The 16,535-nt window shown below is 62.6% G+C and carries 18 protein-coding genes; 7 read left to right on the top strand and 11 right to left on the bottom strand.

Annotated features, from left to right (window positions below; all coding sequences use genetic code 11):
- Window positions 1-66: 66 nt before the first annotated feature.
- Window positions 67-966, bottom strand: coding sequence for a hypothetical protein (locus AC3RLQ_RS08770; RefSeq protein WP_493036250.1), 900 nt, complete (start codon window positions 964-966; stop codon window positions 67-69).
- Between the two features lie 350 nt (window positions 967-1,316).
- Here AC3RLQ_RS08770 and AC3RLQ_RS08775 point away from each other — a divergent pair, with 350 nt between their 5' ends.
- Together AC3RLQ_RS08775 and AC3RLQ_RS08780 are read left to right on the top strand one after the other, a co-directional pair.
- Window positions 1,317-2,651: a HoxN/HupN/NixA family nickel/cobalt transporter gene (locus AC3RLQ_RS08775; RefSeq protein ID WP_493036252.1), complete on the top strand. Its 1,335-nt coding sequence runs from the start codon at window positions 1,317-1,319 to the stop codon at window positions 2,649-2,651.
- Between the two features lie 451 nt (window positions 2,652-3,102).
- On the top strand, window positions 3,103-4,371 hold the full coding sequence (locus AC3RLQ_RS08780) for an IS110 family RNA-guided transposase (protein ID WP_493036254.1): 1,269 nt from the start codon (window positions 3,103-3,105) through the stop codon (window positions 4,369-4,371).
- Window positions 4,372-4,740: 369 nt separating this feature from the next.
- Here AC3RLQ_RS08780 and AC3RLQ_RS08785 read toward each other — a convergent pair whose 3' ends face one another.
- Window positions 4,741-6,825 carry a transglycosylase domain-containing protein gene (locus AC3RLQ_RS08785; RefSeq protein ID WP_493036256.1) on the bottom strand — a complete coding sequence of 695 codons (2,085 nt, stop codon included), beginning with the start codon at window positions 6,823-6,825 and terminating at the stop codon, window positions 4,741-4,743.
- A 226-nt stretch (window positions 6,826-7,051) separates the two neighbouring features.
- Complete coding sequence (locus tag AC3RLQ_RS08790) at window positions 7,052-9,043, bottom strand: peptidoglycan D,D-transpeptidase FtsI family protein (protein WP_493036258.1); 1,992 nt, start codon at window positions 9,041-9,043, stop codon at window positions 7,052-7,054.
- A gap of 737 nt (window positions 9,044-9,780) precedes the next feature.
- On the opposite strand from AC3RLQ_RS08790, the gene AC3RLQ_RS08795 reads away from it, so the two are divergent.
- Window positions 9,781-10,197: a hypothetical protein gene (locus AC3RLQ_RS08795; RefSeq protein WP_493036260.1), complete on the top strand. Its 417-nt coding sequence runs from the start codon at window positions 9,781-9,783 to the stop codon at window positions 10,195-10,197.
- Window positions 10,198-10,440: 243 nt separating this feature from the next.
- On the opposite strand, the gene AC3RLQ_RS08800 is transcribed toward AC3RLQ_RS08795, so the two are convergent.
- Genes AC3RLQ_RS08800 through AC3RLQ_RS08810 form a run of 3 tightly spaced genes read right to left on the bottom strand, consistent with a single transcriptional unit; the run spans window position 10,441 to window position 11,147 of the window.
- Window positions 10,441-10,635 (bottom strand): hypothetical protein, encoded by a 195-nt coding sequence (locus AC3RLQ_RS08800; protein ID WP_493036262.1) that lies wholly within the window; start codon window positions 10,633-10,635, stop codon window positions 10,441-10,443.
- Window positions 10,636-10,682: 47 nt separating this feature from the next.
- Window positions 10,683-10,868: a CsbD family protein gene (locus tag AC3RLQ_RS08805; RefSeq protein WP_493036264.1), complete on the bottom strand. Its 186-nt coding sequence runs from the start codon at window positions 10,866-10,868 to the stop codon at window positions 10,683-10,685.
- Window positions 10,869-10,922: 54 nt separating this feature from the next.
- Window positions 10,923-11,147: a hypothetical protein gene (locus AC3RLQ_RS08810; RefSeq protein WP_493036266.1), complete on the bottom strand. Its 225-nt coding sequence runs from the start codon at window positions 11,145-11,147 to the stop codon at window positions 10,923-10,925.
- A 185-nt stretch (window positions 11,148-11,332) separates the two neighbouring features.
- On the opposite strand from AC3RLQ_RS08810, the gene AC3RLQ_RS08815 reads away from it, so the two are divergent.
- Entirely contained in the window at window positions 11,333-11,518 is a 186-nt protein-coding gene (locus AC3RLQ_RS08815) for a hypothetical protein (protein WP_493036268.1), read from the top strand.
- A gap of 133 nt (window positions 11,519-11,651) precedes the next feature.
- Window positions 11,652-12,020, top strand: a complete 369-nt coding sequence (locus AC3RLQ_RS08820; RefSeq protein WP_493036270.1) for a SpoIIAA family protein — start codon at window positions 11,652-11,654, stop codon at window positions 12,018-12,020.
- A 13-nt stretch (window positions 12,021-12,033) separates the two neighbouring features.
- On the opposite strand, the gene AC3RLQ_RS08825 is transcribed toward AC3RLQ_RS08820, so the two are convergent.
- The 3 genes from AC3RLQ_RS08825 to AC3RLQ_RS08835 all read right to left on the bottom strand — a co-directional run bounded on the left by AC3RLQ_RS08825 (window position 12,034) and on the right by AC3RLQ_RS08835 (window position 13,657).
- Entirely contained in the window at window positions 12,034-12,225 is a 192-nt protein-coding gene (locus tag AC3RLQ_RS08825; protein ID WP_493036272.1) for a hypothetical protein, read from the bottom strand.
- Entirely contained in the window at window positions 12,222-12,734 is a 513-nt protein-coding gene (locus AC3RLQ_RS08830; protein WP_493036274.1) for a hypothetical protein, read from the bottom strand. The genes AC3RLQ_RS08825 and AC3RLQ_RS08830 overlap by 4 nt, the downstream gene beginning before the upstream one ends.
- Before the next feature lie 173 nt (window positions 12,735-12,907).
- Window positions 12,908-13,657, bottom strand: a complete 750-nt coding sequence (locus tag AC3RLQ_RS08835; protein WP_493036276.1) for a heavy-metal-associated domain-containing protein — start codon at window positions 13,655-13,657, stop codon at window positions 12,908-12,910.
- 414 nt (window positions 13,658-14,071) lie between these two features.
- Here AC3RLQ_RS08835 and AC3RLQ_RS08840 point away from each other — a divergent pair, with 414 nt between their 5' ends.
- Complete coding sequence (locus AC3RLQ_RS08840; RefSeq protein WP_493036277.1) at window positions 14,072-14,212, top strand: hypothetical protein; 141 nt, start codon at window positions 14,072-14,074, stop codon at window positions 14,210-14,212.
- Window positions 14,213-14,268: 56 nt separating this feature from the next.
- Here AC3RLQ_RS08840 and AC3RLQ_RS08845 read toward each other — a convergent pair whose 3' ends face one another.
- Together AC3RLQ_RS08845 and AC3RLQ_RS08850 are read right to left on the bottom strand one after the other, a co-directional pair.
- Window positions 14,269-14,949: a class I SAM-dependent methyltransferase gene (locus AC3RLQ_RS08845; RefSeq protein WP_493036278.1), complete on the bottom strand. Its 681-nt coding sequence runs from the start codon at window positions 14,947-14,949 to the stop codon at window positions 14,269-14,271.
- Between the two features lie 35 nt (window positions 14,950-14,984).
- Complete coding sequence (locus AC3RLQ_RS08850; RefSeq protein ID WP_493036280.1) at window positions 14,985-15,452, bottom strand: Rrf2 family transcriptional regulator; 468 nt, start codon at window positions 15,450-15,452, stop codon at window positions 14,985-14,987.
- Between the two features lie 141 nt (window positions 15,453-15,593).
- Here AC3RLQ_RS08850 and AC3RLQ_RS08855 point away from each other — a divergent pair, with 141 nt between their 5' ends.
- A complete protein-coding gene (locus tag AC3RLQ_RS08855; protein WP_493036282.1) occupies window positions 15,594-16,112 on the top strand; it encodes an RNA polymerase sigma factor in 519 nt (172 codons plus the stop codon).
- Window positions 16,113-16,535: the final 423 nt, after the last annotated feature.

Here is a 16,535-nt window from a genome sequence, read left to right on the forward strand (position 1 = left end):
GCAGAGAGGCAGAGGGGGCGGAGAATCCCTTCCTTCAAACTCTGCAACCCACATGGTGAAGCTGGGCTATTCCTCCATTGGAGGTGCCACTTTCACCCAATCAGGAAGTTCTAGCGGGGAACGTCCTTGGGTCAGATCCAAGCCAATCGAAACACACTCTTCATCCTGAAGCCTGCCTGGGATTTCGATGGAGATCAAAGGAAAGCCCTTCCCCCGCTTGCTAATGTCGGGCACATCAAGAACCAGCCAGCCTTCGACCGAACACGGCACATTTATGAAGACACTCAGCACACCTTCGGAGATGCGGCCATTTCCTGCACTCCATATGCAGCTCAATGTTTTCGACTTGTCCCTAAACACGAGATTCCACCGGTCTGTGTATGACCTGACCAAATCGAGCTCAGATTGATTCGTCAGCTTGAACTGCACGGGTTTCACCGCACCTATATCCACACCGACAAAAACAATGTTTTCAGATGTGCTGACTTTTTGTGAGGCAACTGGATAGATATGACCATATATTTTTGTGTTTAACAAGTAGCCGCTCTGAACCAGCTTAGAAAAGAGAACCGAATAGTTCTGCTGCCAGGATTTTAACTTTTTCCAGTCAGGCCGTTGATTCAGCAAAAGCACAGTGCTGCTCTCGTCGCCTGCGTAGCGCCCAGATGTCCAAGTGAAATCGAATTCATTTTCCAATTTCACCCCCTTGTCGCTTTGAAGGTCAAATTTCAGCCAGGGAAAAGCTCCTGTTTGATCAAGCATACCGACCATCCCTGCATCAGATGTGACAGGGTAGACCAAAATGGCACCATTTATGTTCGTGACTTCCGGAGCATCTTTTGGCGTATGCTTTTTGCACATCACACCAACAATCAACAGACCGCCGACCATAAAAACCAAGAAACGTTTGATCATAAAGGTCAGCTTCAGGTTTTCGAGCACATAGCTGAAAAGGCTGCTCGGCATTCAGCCAGCATCAATCAATATTTACCCCTGATTTTGAGGCATTGAGCCTCTCTATTCAAGCCCAGCTTTGAACATGGCGTCATTCAGGGACCTTCAGCTACAGCACAACGAGGGAGGTGGGTTAATGAAGGACGCAGGGGCCGTTGGTTTCCAGAGAGAGAATTTTTGAAAATGGGTCCGGCGGGCTGGGGGAAGTGGGTGCAGAGTGTGGGGCGGTGCTTGGAGTGGATGTTTTTTTTGCGGCTCAAAGTTTGTTTAGAGCTTTGGCTCGTCTTGAAACGTTCCTACCTGCACTCCCGGAGCGAGCTGCTGCGAAGCCGCGAAGCGAACCTCACCATTACTTTCCTGCCATGAATTCTTTCTCTGACTACCTGAGCAGCGGCCATGCGTGGCTGTATGTGCCTGTGGCGATCTTGCTGGGGGCGCTGCATGGGCTGGAGCCGGGGCACTCGAAGACGATGATGGCGGCGTTTATCATCGCGATCCGCGGGACGGTGTGGCAGGCGGTACTGCTGGGGCTTTCGGCGGCGGCTTCGCACTCGCTGCTGATCTGGGTGCTGGCGGCGGTGGCGCTGCACTACGGCGGGCACTGGAATGCGGAGACGGTGGAGCCGTACCTGCAACTGGGCTCTGCGGTGCTGATCCTGGCGCTGGCGGTGTGGATGTTTATCAGGACGCGCCGTGAGGTGGCGGAAGCGGAGGCGCATGGGGTGGGGCATGGGCATTCGCATTCACATGGGCATGATCACGGAGATGCGCATGAGCATTCGCACGGGCATGGGCACGCGCATGCTCATGAGCATGGCGATGGAAATGGAGCTGCGGGGGCGTTTGCGCATGAGGTGGCGCTGCCGGTGGGATTCAAGGTGCCGAGTCTGAAGGCGGCGGGTAAGCGCACGCATGGGGGGATGCTGCTGGACACGGGGCATGGGTGGCTGGAGATCGCGGTGCATGAGGACGGGGTGCCGCCGCGCTTTCGGATCTACCCCTGCACGGCGAGCGGTGCTGCGGTGCCGCTGCCGAAGGGCAATTCTTTGAAGCTGGAGACGACGCGGCTGGATGGGAGCACGCAGGTGTTTCAGTTTGAGCCGGGGGCGGGCTTCTGGGAGGCGACGGCGATGCTGCCGGAGCCGCATGAGTTCATGGCGACGCTGACGCTGGGCCATGCGGACCATGCGCATACGTACCGGCTGAAGTTTGCGGAGGCGGCGCACGGGCACGAGCCTGGGCAGGGCCACAGTCATGCACCGGTGGTGGCGGAGGAGGTGCGGCCGGAGGGGGATGTGTACCAGGATGCGCATGAGCGTGCGCATGCGGAGGACATCGCGCGGAGGTTTGGCAGCAAGAACGTGACGACGCCTCAAATCGTGATGTTTGGGATCACGGGCGGGCTGATGCCCTGCCCTGCGGCGTTTACGATTTTGCTGGTGTGCCTGCAGTTGAAGAAGGTGGCGCTGGGCTTTGCGATCGTGGGGGCGTTCAGCTTTGGCCTGGCGCTGACGATGGTGACGGTGGGCGCGGCGGCGGCGTGGAGCGTGCAGCATGCGCAGAAGAGATTCAGCGGCTTTGGCGAGTGGATGCGCAAGGCGCCGTATGTGTCATGCGTGCTGCTGACGGTGCTGGCGGGCTACATGGCCTGGGCCGGATGGCATGGGCTGGTATACGGGCCCGGGCATGGGCATTGAGGCTGTGGCTTTCGAAGGGGTGTGGCGGGCGTGGGCGGATGGGGCTTGCGGAGGACATGTCGGCTCCCGCATTCGGGTTTTCTTTGGCATGGGTGGGTCACCGAGTCCGTCGAAAGCGGTAGCTGTTACTGTTTCCAAAGTTATTCATCGACCGGCGGAAGAGGGGGCATCTGCCAGCCCTCAGTCGCCGACGGTTGTGAATAACTTTGCCGCGCCGCCTGGCGTCGCTGGCAATACATTGTCCCCGTCGGCGCAGGCCGATGGCGGCAGCGCCTCGGACGTGGCACGGTCTTGTGTAGCTCATCTCTTGAAGGTTCAACGCAGAACACCGGTCCGTCCGCAGGCTTCCACCTCAAGGTCTGATAGAACCCCGGCTCATGAAGCTCCTGTAACAGCACGACCCCGTGGTGGCGGCCAGCCGCAGCCCGCCCAACCTCACCCCTCCAAACGTATGCACCCTCACCAAGAGTTAACGCATCACGCCGGCTTTGACTGGGCCGGTGATCATCATGACATCCTCATCGTCGATGCCTGCGGCGCCGTCGTGGCTGACTTCCAGATCGCGCACACCGCCGACGGGTGGAAGCTCTGGCGTGAAAAGATCGCGGCCTGTCCCAGGCTCGGCGTCGCCATTGAGACGAGCTTTGGCATGGTTGTCGAACAGCTCATCGAGAGCGGTGTGACGGTCTTTCCCGTCAATCCCATGAGCGCCAAACGCTACCGTGAACGCAAGCACCCCAGCGGCACCAAGACCGATCATCACGACGCCTGGGCGCTGGCCGATGCGCTGCGCACTGACGGCCATGCCTGGCGCGCCCTGGGTCCCAAAGACCCGCTCATCGAAGAGCTGCGCATCCTCTGCCGTGATGAAGTCGCGCTGATCGAAGAGCGCACCGCGCTCATCAACCAGCTGCGCCAGGCCCTGCGCGAGTATTACCCCACCGCGCTGGAGGCCTTCGATGTCTGGACGGCGGACTTCTCCTGGGCCTTCGTCGAGCGCTTCCCCAGCGCGGCAGCCCTGAGCAAGGCGGGCAAACGTCAGTGGGAGAAGTTCCTGCACACGCACAAGCTCAACCGCCCGAAGACTTATGCCGAGCGGCTGGAGATCTTTGCCAAAGCCGCCGAGTGGAAGGTCAGCGCGAGCATGGTCAACGCCAAGAGCCTTTACGCCGTGGCCAAGGCGAAGCAGCTGCGCACGCTGCAGACTCAGCTCGATGAATACCGCCGCCGTATCGAAGCGCTCTTTGCCAGCCATCCTGACAGCGGCATGTTTGGCTCGCTGCCCGGTGCCGGACCCAAGCTGGGGCCGCGTCTGCTCAGCGAGATCGGCAGCGACCGCGTGCTGTATGAGGACGGTCCGCAGGGACTGCAATGCATGGCTGGCACCGCGCCGGTGAGCTACCAGAGCGGCAAGATCGCCAAGGTGCAGATACGCCGCGCCTGCAACAAAAACCTGCGCCATGCGATGCATCTTTTTGCCCATAAAAGCACTGAACAGTGCACCTGGGCCAAGGTCTATTACGAGACCTTGATCGCAAGGGGCAAAAGCCATGCGCAGGCGCTGCGCTCGCTGGGCCAGCGCTGGATCAAGATCATCTGGAAGATGTGGCAGACGCACACCTGTTACGCTGCGGAACTGCACCTCAAAAACCAGCTCGCCCACGGTTCCTGGGTCCTGCAAGTCCAAAACTCAACAACCCCTCGCTCACCATGCGCATAACTCCTCGCAAGAAGTCAATTGCAACCGATAGAACTTCTGCGTTCGTTCCTCACTGCGCGACCGCAGTCCATATCAGAAACATCGGCGCGCGGAGTTATTTGGAGTGCGGTCGCGCAGATGCACGGCGCAAGCCTGCATCGGAGCTACCGCTTTCGAGCGTCTCGTGGCGGGCGTGGGATGACCTGGCAGGCGATGTATCACCGGCTCCCGCTTTCGAGTATCTTGTGGTATAAGTGAGCCACCGGGGACGGCGAAAGCGGTAGCTGCGTTCGTTCCTCACTTCGCGACCGCACTCCATATCAGAGGTGCGGGTTTCTCGATGGCCGGGGTGTTGGCGGAGCGGGAAGGACGAGGACGACCCTCTACTGGCTACTGGCGCACGGGGATGGCTTTGGGGACGTAGTCGTCTTGGGGCACGGGGATGGCCGCAGGCACGCCGCCGGGGGCGCTGGTGCTTTGGTAGGGGTCGATGCCGAGGACGACGCCGGAGACTGGGGTGACGGGGATGACGCGGGCTTCGCCTTCGACGAAGAGGGCGCGGGGCGGTGTGGCTAGGAGCTGGGAGGCGGGGGCTTTGCCGTCCCAGCCTTTGGGTTTGCCCTCGGTGACCATGGCGAAGACGGCGGCCCACAGTGGCAATGCTGCGGTGGAGGCGGTGGTGGTGGCGCTGATGGGGATGTCTTTGTCATGCCCGATCCAGACGAGGCAGGTGCGGAGGCGGTCGGAGCCGATGAACCAGGCGTCGGTGCGGTCGTAGGTGATGCCGCCGTAGCCGGCGATGCTTTTGTTGGCGAGGCCGTGGGCGAGGAGGGGCTTGCGGTATTCGGGACGCTCCATGCCGGTGATGAGGGTATCGCGCACATGGGCGACGGCGGCGGGGGTGAAGATCTCGCTGCTGCGCACGGTGGGGCCGGCGAGGAGGTGGGGGGTGGAGCAGGTGCGGCCGTCATTGGCGATGGCGGTGAAGGCGTGGGCGACTTCGATGAGGCGGAGGGGGCTCTGGCCGAGGGTGAAGGCGGCTTCGGTGCGGAGCGGGGTGCTGAAGCGGCAGCGGTTGAGGGCGGTGCGCAGGGGCTCCAGCCCGACCTGATAACCGAGGCGGACGGTGGCGGCGGTGCGGTTTTCAAGGAGGGCCTGGACGGGGGTGATGGTGCCGCCGGTGTAGGCGACGGGATCGCCCTCGGCTCCCCATTCGCCAAGGGTGCCGGTGAGGCCGCCGATCATGGCCTGCTTGTTGTCCAGCGGGCCGTCGATCTGGGGGGCGTCGGTGATGTCTGGCTGGGCGGTGAGTGCGGCGGCGTAAACGAGGGGGAGGAAGGCGGTGCCGACGGGGCGGATGCCTTCAAGGGCGCGATTGAAGGGGCTGGTGGTGAAGTCGCGCCCGCCCTGCATGGCGAGGATGGCGCCGGTGGTGTTGTCGAGGACGATGACGGCACCCTGGAGGTCCTTGTCCTTGGGGGCGACGGTGTCGAGGTGCTTGCGGACGAGGGTGTTCAATTTGTGCTGCCAGTCGAGACGGAGGGTCATGGTCATCTCGGGCGGGGTGCCGGGCTTGAGGCCGAGGCGCTGGAATTCGGCGCGTGCGGCGGCGAGCATGTAGCCGGTGCGGACGCGGCTTTTGTCATGGCTGACGGTGACGGGCTGGGCGCGGGCTTCGGTGGCTTCGGCTTCGGTGATGCTGCCGGTCTCCACCATGCGCTGGAGGGTGAGATCGCGCTTTTGTTTGGCGAGGGCGGGCTGGGTGATGGGGGAGAAGGCGACGGGGGCCTTGATGATGCCGGCCAAGGTGGCGGACTCGACGAGGGTGATGTCGTGGACGTCTTTGCCGAAGTAGGTGCGGGCGGCGGCGCCGACGCCGCTGCAGCCGGTGCCGAGGTAGATGCGATTGATGTAATGCGTGAGGATCTGCTCCTTGGTGTATTCACGCTCGATGCGCATGGCGAGGAAGATCTCGGTGATCTTGCGCTCGTAGCTGCGGCCCTGGAGGCCGAAGGCATTGCGGGCGAGCTGCTGGGTGATGGTGCTGCCGCCCTGGCGGATGCCGCGTGAGGTGAAGTTTTTCACGGCGGCGCGGGTGAGGCCGATGATGTCGAACCCGGGGTGGGAGAAGAAGCGGGCATCTTCCGTGGCGATGATGGCCTGGACGAGGGTGATGGGGACGTCATCGAGGGTGACGATCTCGCGCTCGATCTCGCTGGCGCTGCCGATGGGCTCGCCCTGGGCGTCTTTGATGAGGGTTTCATTCTGGCCGCGTGTGAGGGAGGCCATGTCGTAGGTGGCGGCGAGGGCGGAGTAGTGGCGCCAGATGAAGCCGAAGGCGATGAGGCCGATGAGCGCGAACACGGCGCAGGTGCCGCCGATGAAACGGAACCAGCGCGGGAGGCGGAGGTAGAGTGCGCGGAGGGAGGAGAGGAAGCGCGGGATGGGGGCGAGAATGGCGCGGAGGGCGGGCATGCGGGGGAGCGGAGAATGACGAATGACGAAATCAGAATGGCGAATGCGGAGGGCGAATGCGGAGGGCGGGAGCTCTATGAAAGGGGGAGAGCTTTGAGTGGGCAGGTGGCGGTGGGACGAAGGATTCTACGGACGCGGCACAGAGCGTCCCTACCAGCCTGAGGCGATGCGTTGGGAGGCTTGAGTGCGGAGGTGTGGCATGGCGGGCGCTGAGAAGATTTTTTTGTTAGCGGAAGATGCGCTGGAAGAAGCCGCCGATGCCGGGTTCGTCGCGGTATTGTGGGGGGCCGCCGTTGCCGTAGTAGCCGGGCGGGGGCTGGACGAATTCGGGGGTGAGGGGGTCGTTTTCTTCGGGGACGTTGTCGGGGGTGATCTTGACGTCGTGGGCGGTGGGGCGGTCTTCGATGTCGTGAAGGACTTTGGCGATGATGGGGGCTGCGGTGCCGCCGCCGGAGAGGCCGCCCTGCCCTGCATTGCCCTCCACCATGACGGCGAAGGCGAGGGGCGGATTGGTGTCTACAAATCCGGCGAACCAGACGACGTTGGCCTTGGCGCCGCGCAGCACCCACTGGGCAGTGCCGGTCTTGCCGAAGACGGCGACTTTTTTCAGGCGTGCGGCTTTGCCGGTGCCGCGGACGTGATTGACGACGCCAAACATGCCGCTGCGCACGGTTTCGAGGTCCATCTGGCTGACGGGCATGAGGGCATCACGGCAGGGGATGCTGACGTCTCCGAGGCGGCCGGTCTGGGACTGGGTGTGGGAGACGAGGCGGGGGCGCGGACGGCAGGAGCCATTGGCGAGGGTGGCCATGACCATGGCCATCTGCAACGGGGAGGTCTCGGTGACGCCCTGGCCGATGGAGAGATTGGCGAGGTCGTGATTGGAGGGGGCGCTTTGGGGGAGATTTCCGGTGGCGGTTTTCAGGGGGAAGACGGGGGCCACGCCGAGGCCGAACTCGTGCGCCATGTAGAGGATGGGGCGGTCACGCGTGATCATGGCGGACTGGTAGAAGTAGGTGTTGCAGGAGCGGATGAGGGCGGCGCGTGCATTGAAGAAGCCGTGATCGTCCTTGGACCAGTTGTCGAACTCGCGGCCGTCGATCATGAGGGAGGGGCCGCAGTCGAACTCCATCTGGGCATCCACGGTGCCGGCGCGGAGTCCGGCGAGGACGACGATGGGCTTGAAGATGGAGCCGGGGGGGTAGGTGCCGAGGAGGGAGCGGTCGAAGAGGGGGCCGTCAATGTCCTGCGTGAGGGCGGTGAAATCGGTGGCGGAGATGCCGCCGGCGAAGGCATTGGGATCGTAGTGCGGGAGGCTGGCCATGGCGCGGATGTCTCCGGTGAAGGCATCGACGATGACCATGGCGCAGCGGTGCTTGGACTGGGCGAGGGCGCTTTCCGCGAGGCGCTGGGTTTCGAGATTGAGGGTGGTGACGACATCGCGCCCAGCGGCGGGCGGGGCGAAGACCTGCTGGTAGGCAACGCTACCAGCATCTGCCATCATGAGGCAGAGTGTGCCATCGGTGCCGGTGAGCTGCTTGTTGTATGCGGCTTCGAGGCCGGTGGCGCCCTTCGTGCGCTGCCAGAGGGGTTCATTGCGGAGGATGGCGCCGGCGGGCGGTGCGCCGTCTGAGGAGACGTAGCCGAGGACATGGGCGGCCATGCCTTTCTGCGGGTAGTGGCGGATGTACTCGGTGCGCAGGCTGGCGTGGGCGTGCTTTTGCGGATGGATGACGAGGTCCTGCGTGAAGGCATCGCTGACGGTGATGGGGAGCTCGCGGCGGGCCTCGTAGTGGCGCTTCAGCGTTTCGGCATCGGGCAGGCGGGCGACGGGGAGATCGGCCTTGGTGGCATCGATTTCCTGCTGAAGCCAGGCGGTGTAGGTCTCCAGGGTGCTGCGCTTGTCTGCGGGCACGGTGAACTGGAGACGGCGGACGGTGGTGTTTTGCGCAAAGGGGCGGCCTTTGCGATCGAGGATCTGGCCACGGGGCGCGGGGATGGCGAAGTAGAAGGGCTTGACGTCGGAGCGAGAGCCGGTGCCGGGGATGAAGCCTGCGGGGGGCTCTGGGACGGGGGTGGGGGCGTCTGCGGCAGTGGGAGGAGTGGCAGCGGGTGCGGCGGCGGGAAGTGCTGCGGCTGGAGTGGGAGCGGGTACGGCTGTGAGGGGTTTCGTGGCGGGAGCGGGAGGCTCTGCGCTGCGGACTTGTGCGGTGGCCAAGGTGAGGGCGCAGGCGGTGAGCGCGCTGAGAAGGTGCCTGAGCCGGGTGGAGCTGCCTGTGAATGAGTAAGAGGCAGTGGGCGCAGGCCATCGGTGATGACAGAGCGCTGCGAAGGGGGCGGACGGCGAGGGGGAAATCACAGGCGGGAAATGAGGAGGAGAATACGGCGAACGTGCGCAAACCGCCAATAAAACCGGCGGCTGCTATCTATCGTGTGTGCGGCTGATTTGGACGCGAGGAACGAGTGGGAGTTCAATTTTGAGAGGAAGCGGCGGCTCTCTGACGCCGAGGAGGGGTGGGGGCTTCATTTTCTTTTGGGCTGAAGGCGTTTCTAAAACTCGTTTCGTTTGGCAGGCTGGGTAGCAGTCTGGAGTTTGTTTGGGAGCAGTATGCGCGAAGCAAGCTTCCCAGATTCCGGCTGAAGCCGGTACTACAATACGTGCGCTGGCTGGTTTGAGTTTTGGGGCGATGCGGAGCTTCCGGAACGGGCTGCTGCGAAGCCGCGGAGCGAACCCCGAACTACGTACTCAGAAGAGCCGTAAGAGTGCGCGGATTTTATTTGGGAGGTCACGTGGACGGCGGCTGGCTGCGCTTTCCGGACTTCCGCTTTGGAAAACGCCTATCAAAGGTTTCACCTCCCCTGCCCTGCTGCGCCTGCATGAACGATGCGGGGAGAAAAACATAGGCGCGGTGGGGAGGCGGGGCGCGATGCCTTTGGAAGAAGGAATCATTTGCCATGAAAACCCAGTATTCATCTCAGACCAAGGCCACGGAGGCAGACTCATCGGCTCCGGCGGCGGACCGGCCTGCCACGGCATCCAATGTGGAAATGCCGCAGCCGACGGTGGTGGAGGATCCCGAGGCGCGGGCGCTGCTGGCGGAGGATGAGCTGGGGAATCTGCCGCTGCCGCCTGAGATTGTGTCGCCACGGCTGGCGGAGCTGGAGACGTGGGACGCGCCTGCAAGGGAGTCAGGGTACCGCGTGGCACCGCAGGCTGCGGAGGATGAATCGGAGTTTCCGGAGATCTTTGCCGAGGAAGGTGCGGACGAGGCGGAAGAGGAACTGCGTGCGCTGCAGGAGGAAACGGAGCAGGTCCTTGATCACGAGGAGAAGGAGCGGGAGGAAGTGGAGGATGGGGAGCGGGAGGCGTGATCTGCACGGCAGACGTCCGCAGGCAGATTTGGACAGGATTCACAGGATGCAGGATTCACAGAATTTTCTGAATCCCAATCCAACTGTCCCCAGTCCTGCCGAGATTTCAAAAACCACGCCATTCCCATTCTGTGAATCTTGGAATCTTGGAATTTTGTTAATCCTGTCAAAATCTGGGACGATGAGCATGGCAGACATCCGCAGGCAGAGTGGACAGGATTCACAGGATTTTCTGAATCCCCATCATCGCGAGGGATGCAAGTGAACCACGGGTGGGGTGGCCTGCGGGGCGGTGTGGCTGGCGGTGCGGAAGCGGCGGTAGGTGTAGAACTGTTCGCCGTCGAGGATCATGGTGGGGACTTCCTCGGTTTCGACCTCAGGCTTGGAGGCAGGTGGTGCCGCATTCTTTGGATGGAGCCAGTTTTTGAGGATGTTCATGGGAGTGAGGTGTGAAGGGCTGCGACTGCTGGGGAGGTTCGCGGGGGCTAGAGCTTGGCGATGGTGTCGCGGAGGCTTTCCTTGGTCTCGCCGAGCTTCTGTTGGAGGCGGCCGAGGACTTCTTCGTCTTTGCCTTCGGAGAAGAGGAGGTCGTCGTCGGTGAGCTGGGCGTACTTCTGCTTGAGCTTGCCTTTGATCTCGTGCCAGGAGCCGTTGAATTTGAGCTTGGTCATGGTGTTTTGTGGTTCGGGGTGAATGGGCCGGAAAGGGATGAGGCGGCGGGTGGGTCAGTCGACGGCTGAGGGGTCGGTGAACTCCCCCCTCTCTTCATCATCGATTCCCTCGTCTCCGGCGGCTGTGTCAACGTCATGCTTCTTGCCGGTGCCCACGCCGTGATCGTGGACGATGGCGGGCTTTTCTTCGGGCTCCAGCGGGGGTGGTGTGAGGGGTGGCTCCGGCTTGGCAGGGGGTGGCGGCGTGGCGGCTGCGGCGGTGGGTGAGATCGTTTTCATGGTGCAAAACTAGGGAAGCCGGCGCGTGGTCACAACCCGATCCGCCCCTGCTCCGGAGTTCAGGGGAAGCCTGAGGGTGCCGCAGGTGCATCAGGGCGGTGCATGGTCATGGAGCAGGGCTGCGGATTGATGCAGCCAGATGATGGAATGGGTGCGAAGGAAAAGTGTCACTCCGACGGCCCACCATGAAATACCACTTCTTCCCACCCTCCACCGGGCTGCTCTTCAGCTCCCTGGCCATGCTGAGCCTCAGCGTGATGGGCACCGAGTCCGAGAAAGCTGGGGACGGCTCCCAAGAGGCGGAGAATGAGCGGGATGAAGAGGGTGATGACCGGCAGCGGCAGGAGCCGGCTTATAAGTCGGAGGCTTGAGGCTGACGACAAGCTGGCTGGGGGTTCTGCCCTGTTCCGCCTGAAGTCTGAGGCCACATGGGGGAGGACCCAAACGGCGTGGCTGGCTTGTCGCCGTCATTTACTTTCGAGCAGAAATGTTTAACCATGCTGCATGGACGTTCCTAAATACTTTCAGCAACTGGAAGGGCACGCGATTTTTCGGCCTGCTGGCGTGCTGAAGCTGGCGCAGATGGGGGAGATGGTCACGGCTGCGATCTCCTATGCGCGTGCCACGGGGGAACGCCGGCTGATGGTGGTGCTGACGGAGGTGACGGGCTACCCGCCGCCGAAGCTGACGGCGCGGTATCGGATGGTGCGGGAGTGGGCGCGGGCTTCCGAGGGGAAGGTACGCGTGGCGGTGGTGAGCCGGGCGGAGATGATCGACCCGAACCGGTTTGGCGTGACGGTGGCGACGAATGCGGGGATGGAGGCGAATGTTTTTGTGGATGAGAAGGAGGCGCTGGAGTGGCTGGTGGGGTGAGGGTTTTAAGGCTTCAGGGCTTGATCTCACCATAAGGTGGTGGTTCTTCGCGCAGTACGAGAGTGCTCCCTTCCGCCTGCCTGATTTCGCGAGCCGCCGCCCGCATCTGCTCAACAATCCGGACCTTCTCTGGGTAAGAGAGAGCCATGAGCCGCTGGCGGCGGGCGCTCTTGCTCTCCAGAGTTTTTTGCATCAGCGGACTCATGAGGGATTCAGGTAGTTTCGTTCAAACCGGCTCCACGCGGCAGTCAGACCATGGCGTTGGAAAATATCGCGCAGTTTTGGCTCATCGGCCACCCGGGCTTCCACAAAAGTGAGGAGCCGGGCGAAGTCTTTTCCACGTGCCGTCTGCAAGGCAATGGCCATGAGATGCTCGGCGCTCATCACCCAGGCACGCACGCCCTCAAAGTCCACCTCACGCGCAGACTCCACGGCTTCGCGCAGCAGTGGCGACTCAGAAGGCAGGAACTGAACGGGCCAGCCGTGAACCATCACCGCATCTCCATCCGGTGAGTGCCCGCGTGCTTTCAGAAAATCATAGATTGGCGTCAGCGTCAGGATCAATGGGGCGCCCTCGAACAACACAAAGATGTCCAGATCATAGGTTGAAATCGGCTCCAAATAAAAGGTCGCAGCCATCGCACCGCCAATGGCCCACTGTCCGATGAGTCCGGCTGTGCGCAATTCATTGATTTCAGCAAGGGTGTCCTTCATGGCGGTGGCGATAGTTTGATCCTACCACTTTGTTGGGATGGCGTAACAGAAACGAGGCCTGGGTGCAACTCTTGACGCAAGCAGGAGCGGTCTTCACCCTGGCCTGTTTCTACCCGCCAGGCCAAGGCGAGTTCATTTGAAGCCTGCGTTGCATTATGAATGCAGCCAGCGGCTCAGGACTGAATCAAGGTGGTGAGGGCCATGGCGAGCATGAGGCCGTCTTCGATGATGGTGACGGTGGACATGGGGAGCTGGAAGACGGTGCCGAGGCAGGCGCAGCGGATGGCGCGACGGGAGATGACAGCGCGCAGGACGCCGGCCAGGCTGACGGCCATGACGAGGGCGGTGATGGCATTCACCCAGAGGGGGCTGAGGTTCATGAGGTAAGCGAGGCCGAGGCTGAGCTCGATGAAGGGATAGACATAGCCGTAGCCGGGCACGGCTTTGGCCACGAGGTCGTAGCTGCGGTAGGCATCGGCAAAGCCGCGGAGGTCGAGCAGCTTGAAGAAGGAGAAGGTGACGAAGAAGCCGCCCATGAAGAGGCGCATGGCGAGGGGGAGATCCAGGGTGCGGTGACTGATGCTGACGGCGGCGATGACGAGGAGGAGGTAGGCGAGCAGGAGGAGCAGCGGACGGTAGGTTTTCACATTGATCTGCGGCAGTGCGGATGAGGGTGAGGCGGAGGCCGATGAAGAATCCGCCGCCGGGGCGGAAGGCTGCACGCGGTATTTGCCGAGGGGCTGCAGCCATTCGTTCAGGGACTCGTCACTGAAGGGGGTGCGGGTGCTGATCTGTGCCTGCGGCGGGCTGAGGGTGACGGTGGCTGCGGTGATGTCGGTGTGGCGGAGGAGGCGGGTGGTGACTTTTTCCACGCAGGAGGCGCAGGTGAGGCCGGTGAGGGGGAAGGTTTGGGAGTGTGTCATGGGGATGTGTGGAGTGTTGAGGGTGGATGAGGCGCTGTCGTGATGATTCGCGTCTTCATTGCTGCACACGCATGAGGTGGAAATGTGTTACAGGCTGTTTTTTGGGCGCTCAGTTAAGGGGTGTTGTTGTGCGTTCTGGAGGTCTGGGGCCCCCGAGTCACGCGACAGCGTTTTGGAACCGAAGCGCAGCGGAGGTAGACAGCCGCAGGCTGCCCGAAGGGTGAGCAGAGCGAGCCGAACGAAGTGAGTCAGACGACTGAAAGGGGCCCGCAGGGTGAGCCCAGCGAATCAATCAATGCGGTGACAGAGATGCACGGCGGAAGCCTGCATCGCCGACACCGCTTTCGCGAGGTGTTGTATGTTCCTTGGCCTGAGCCTGCTGTCCGGCCTGCGAAAGCGGCGTCGCGCCCAGGCTTGCCGCACGCAGTCCAAGACGCTGTCGCGTTCGCGCAAGTGCAGGACCAGCAGGAATGCCTCATGAAGGCGCTGCAGGCCTCCGATGTGCCGGAGGATGCGGAGGGGGGCTATCAGGTCATGACATCAAATGACATCTGATTTCAGCCTCGTGCCTCCATCCAGCTCAGGCGGGCGGGAGCACGCTGCGGAGGGCATCAGGCATAGGCCACCCAGCCGCGAAAGGTGAGGCCGGTATAAAACAGGGTGACATCTGAGAAGCCGGCTTCGCGCAGGATTGCTTCGTCCTGCTCTGGCGTGAGGATGGGGAGCTGTTTCGGCACATTGGCCGCTTTTGCGGCGAGTTCGGGATCGATGCCGGATGCGGCGACAAAGGCGGCGTAGCGTGATGACCAAAGGGCATGCTCCCCTTCCCCCTGCGGGAAGCTGAAATGGACGACCACGAAGGGTGCGCCCGGTTTGAGACGGCGGCGGACTTCAGACACGGTGTGCAGGCGGTCGCTCTGAGGTACGAAGTGCAGCGTCAGCAGACAGGTGGCGGCATCGAACAATCCTTCCGGGGCGTCATGGATGTAGCCTTGGTGCAGCCGGACACGGGGCATGAGCGGGCCCAGAGTCTGCCGGGCCAGGTCTAACATCTCGGCCGAGGGGTCCACGCCATCAAAGGTCCAGCCATGCTGGGCCTGGGCAAATGCCTGCAGCTCCAGACCGCCGCCGGCACCGAGAACCAGCACGCGTGCATCCTTTGTGGCACGCTCTGCAAGCAGCAGCCTGGTCATGCTTAACATGCCCGCGTGACCGGGAACGAAACGCGGCGGGCCTTCGGCATACTTTGCCACGAGCTGGGGATTTGAGAAGGGTTGGTGCTGTTCGGGCATGATGACAAAAAGGGGGGGATGGAGGGTGGATGAGGCTAGGCCTGATGAGAGTGATCGAGATGATGCGGGGAGCCGCCGCGAGCGAGACTTCGGGCGTGGACATCGGCACTCAGCATGGCCAGGGAAACCTGGCCGAACCGTGTCAGAAGCAGGTGCTCTGCGTCTTGGAATGCCTGGTGCAAAACGGCATTCACGGCCTGCTCCACCAGGCAGCCTGCGGCCTCTGACGGAGCGGCGGCGGCCAAAAGGGATGGGCTGCCGAGAGCGGTGTGGATGTGGTGCAGCGTCACGGTGGAGAGATCACAGGCCAGCGTCCAGCCGCCGCCGTGCCCCTTTTCAGAGCGCACGTAGCCTTTGTCCCGCAGCCCTGCCATGGTTCGGCGGACGACGACGGGGTTGGTCTGATTGACCCTGGCCAACACCTCGGATGTGACCGGAGAACGCTGCTCTGCGAGGTGCAGCAGAAGGTGGAGAACGCCGGACAACTGACTGTTTCTTTTCATGTAACTCACATTGTTACATGTGATTCACCTGTCAAGCCCGGTGCTTCCTCGTGATGATTCGCGTCTTCCCTGTTGCACACGCGCGAGGTGAAAAGGTGTTGCAGGGTGTTTTTTGGCGCTGGGACGCGTATGCTAGAGGACATGCGCACTGACCCGCTTCTTCAGCACCTGGATGCCTTCATCGGCTTTGCGCGGCAGCGCACGGGGGATGCGGAACTGGCGGCGGATCTGGTGCAGGAATGCCTCATGAAGGCGCTGAAGGCGGACCATGTGCCGGAGGATGCGGAGGGGGTGGTGACGTGGTTTTACCGGGTGCTGCGGCATGCGATCATCGACGCGCACCGCCGCCGCACGACGCGGGATTCGGCGCTGGAAAAGCTGGTGCATGAGCTGCCGGAGGCGCTGGAGCCGGAGGATGAGAAGACGCTGTGCCAGTGTGTGATGAAGCTGCTGCCGGCGCTGCCGGAGGCGGATGCGGAGCTGCTCAGAAGGATCGACCTGGGCGGGGAGTCGGCCACGGCGGTGGCGGCGGAGATGGATCAGCGGGTGAACACGATCAACGTGCGGCTGCTGCGTGCGCGCAGTAGGCTGCGCGAGCAGGTGGAGCGTGTGTGCCGGACGTGCGCGACGCATGGGTGCCTGGACTGTGACTGCGGGTAGGATGAGAGGGGAGGTGCGGAGAGGTGTGTGATCGCGATGCTCATGTGTGGCGGGGCGTATTGCAGACGCTGCTGGTGGTCTATGCGTGCGGCGGAGTGCTGGGTTTGCTTCCGGATTGGATGGCGGAAGTCCCAGGGTTGCCTCGCTGAGGCTTCCTCCTTCGCTCTGCGAGCTTCGGAGGACACGCGGCGAACCCTGGGCTGTACTACGCAGCCCCGTTGGGGCTGGAGTGGGGCGAGGCGGAGGTGATCACTGATGACACGGCGATGTCGGGTGAAGGACAGTCTTTGTACTGCTCCTGCCGTCCAGCCTGCGAAAGCGGCGTCGCGCCGAGGCTTGCCGCACGCAGTCCAAGACGCTGCCGCGCTCGCGAGGGCACACAGCAGTCGCTGCCAATCAAATCGTGAAAAGGAAGGATGCGGG

It is taken from the genome of Prosthecobacter sp. GW821-HT29F12, assembly GCF_058803405.1.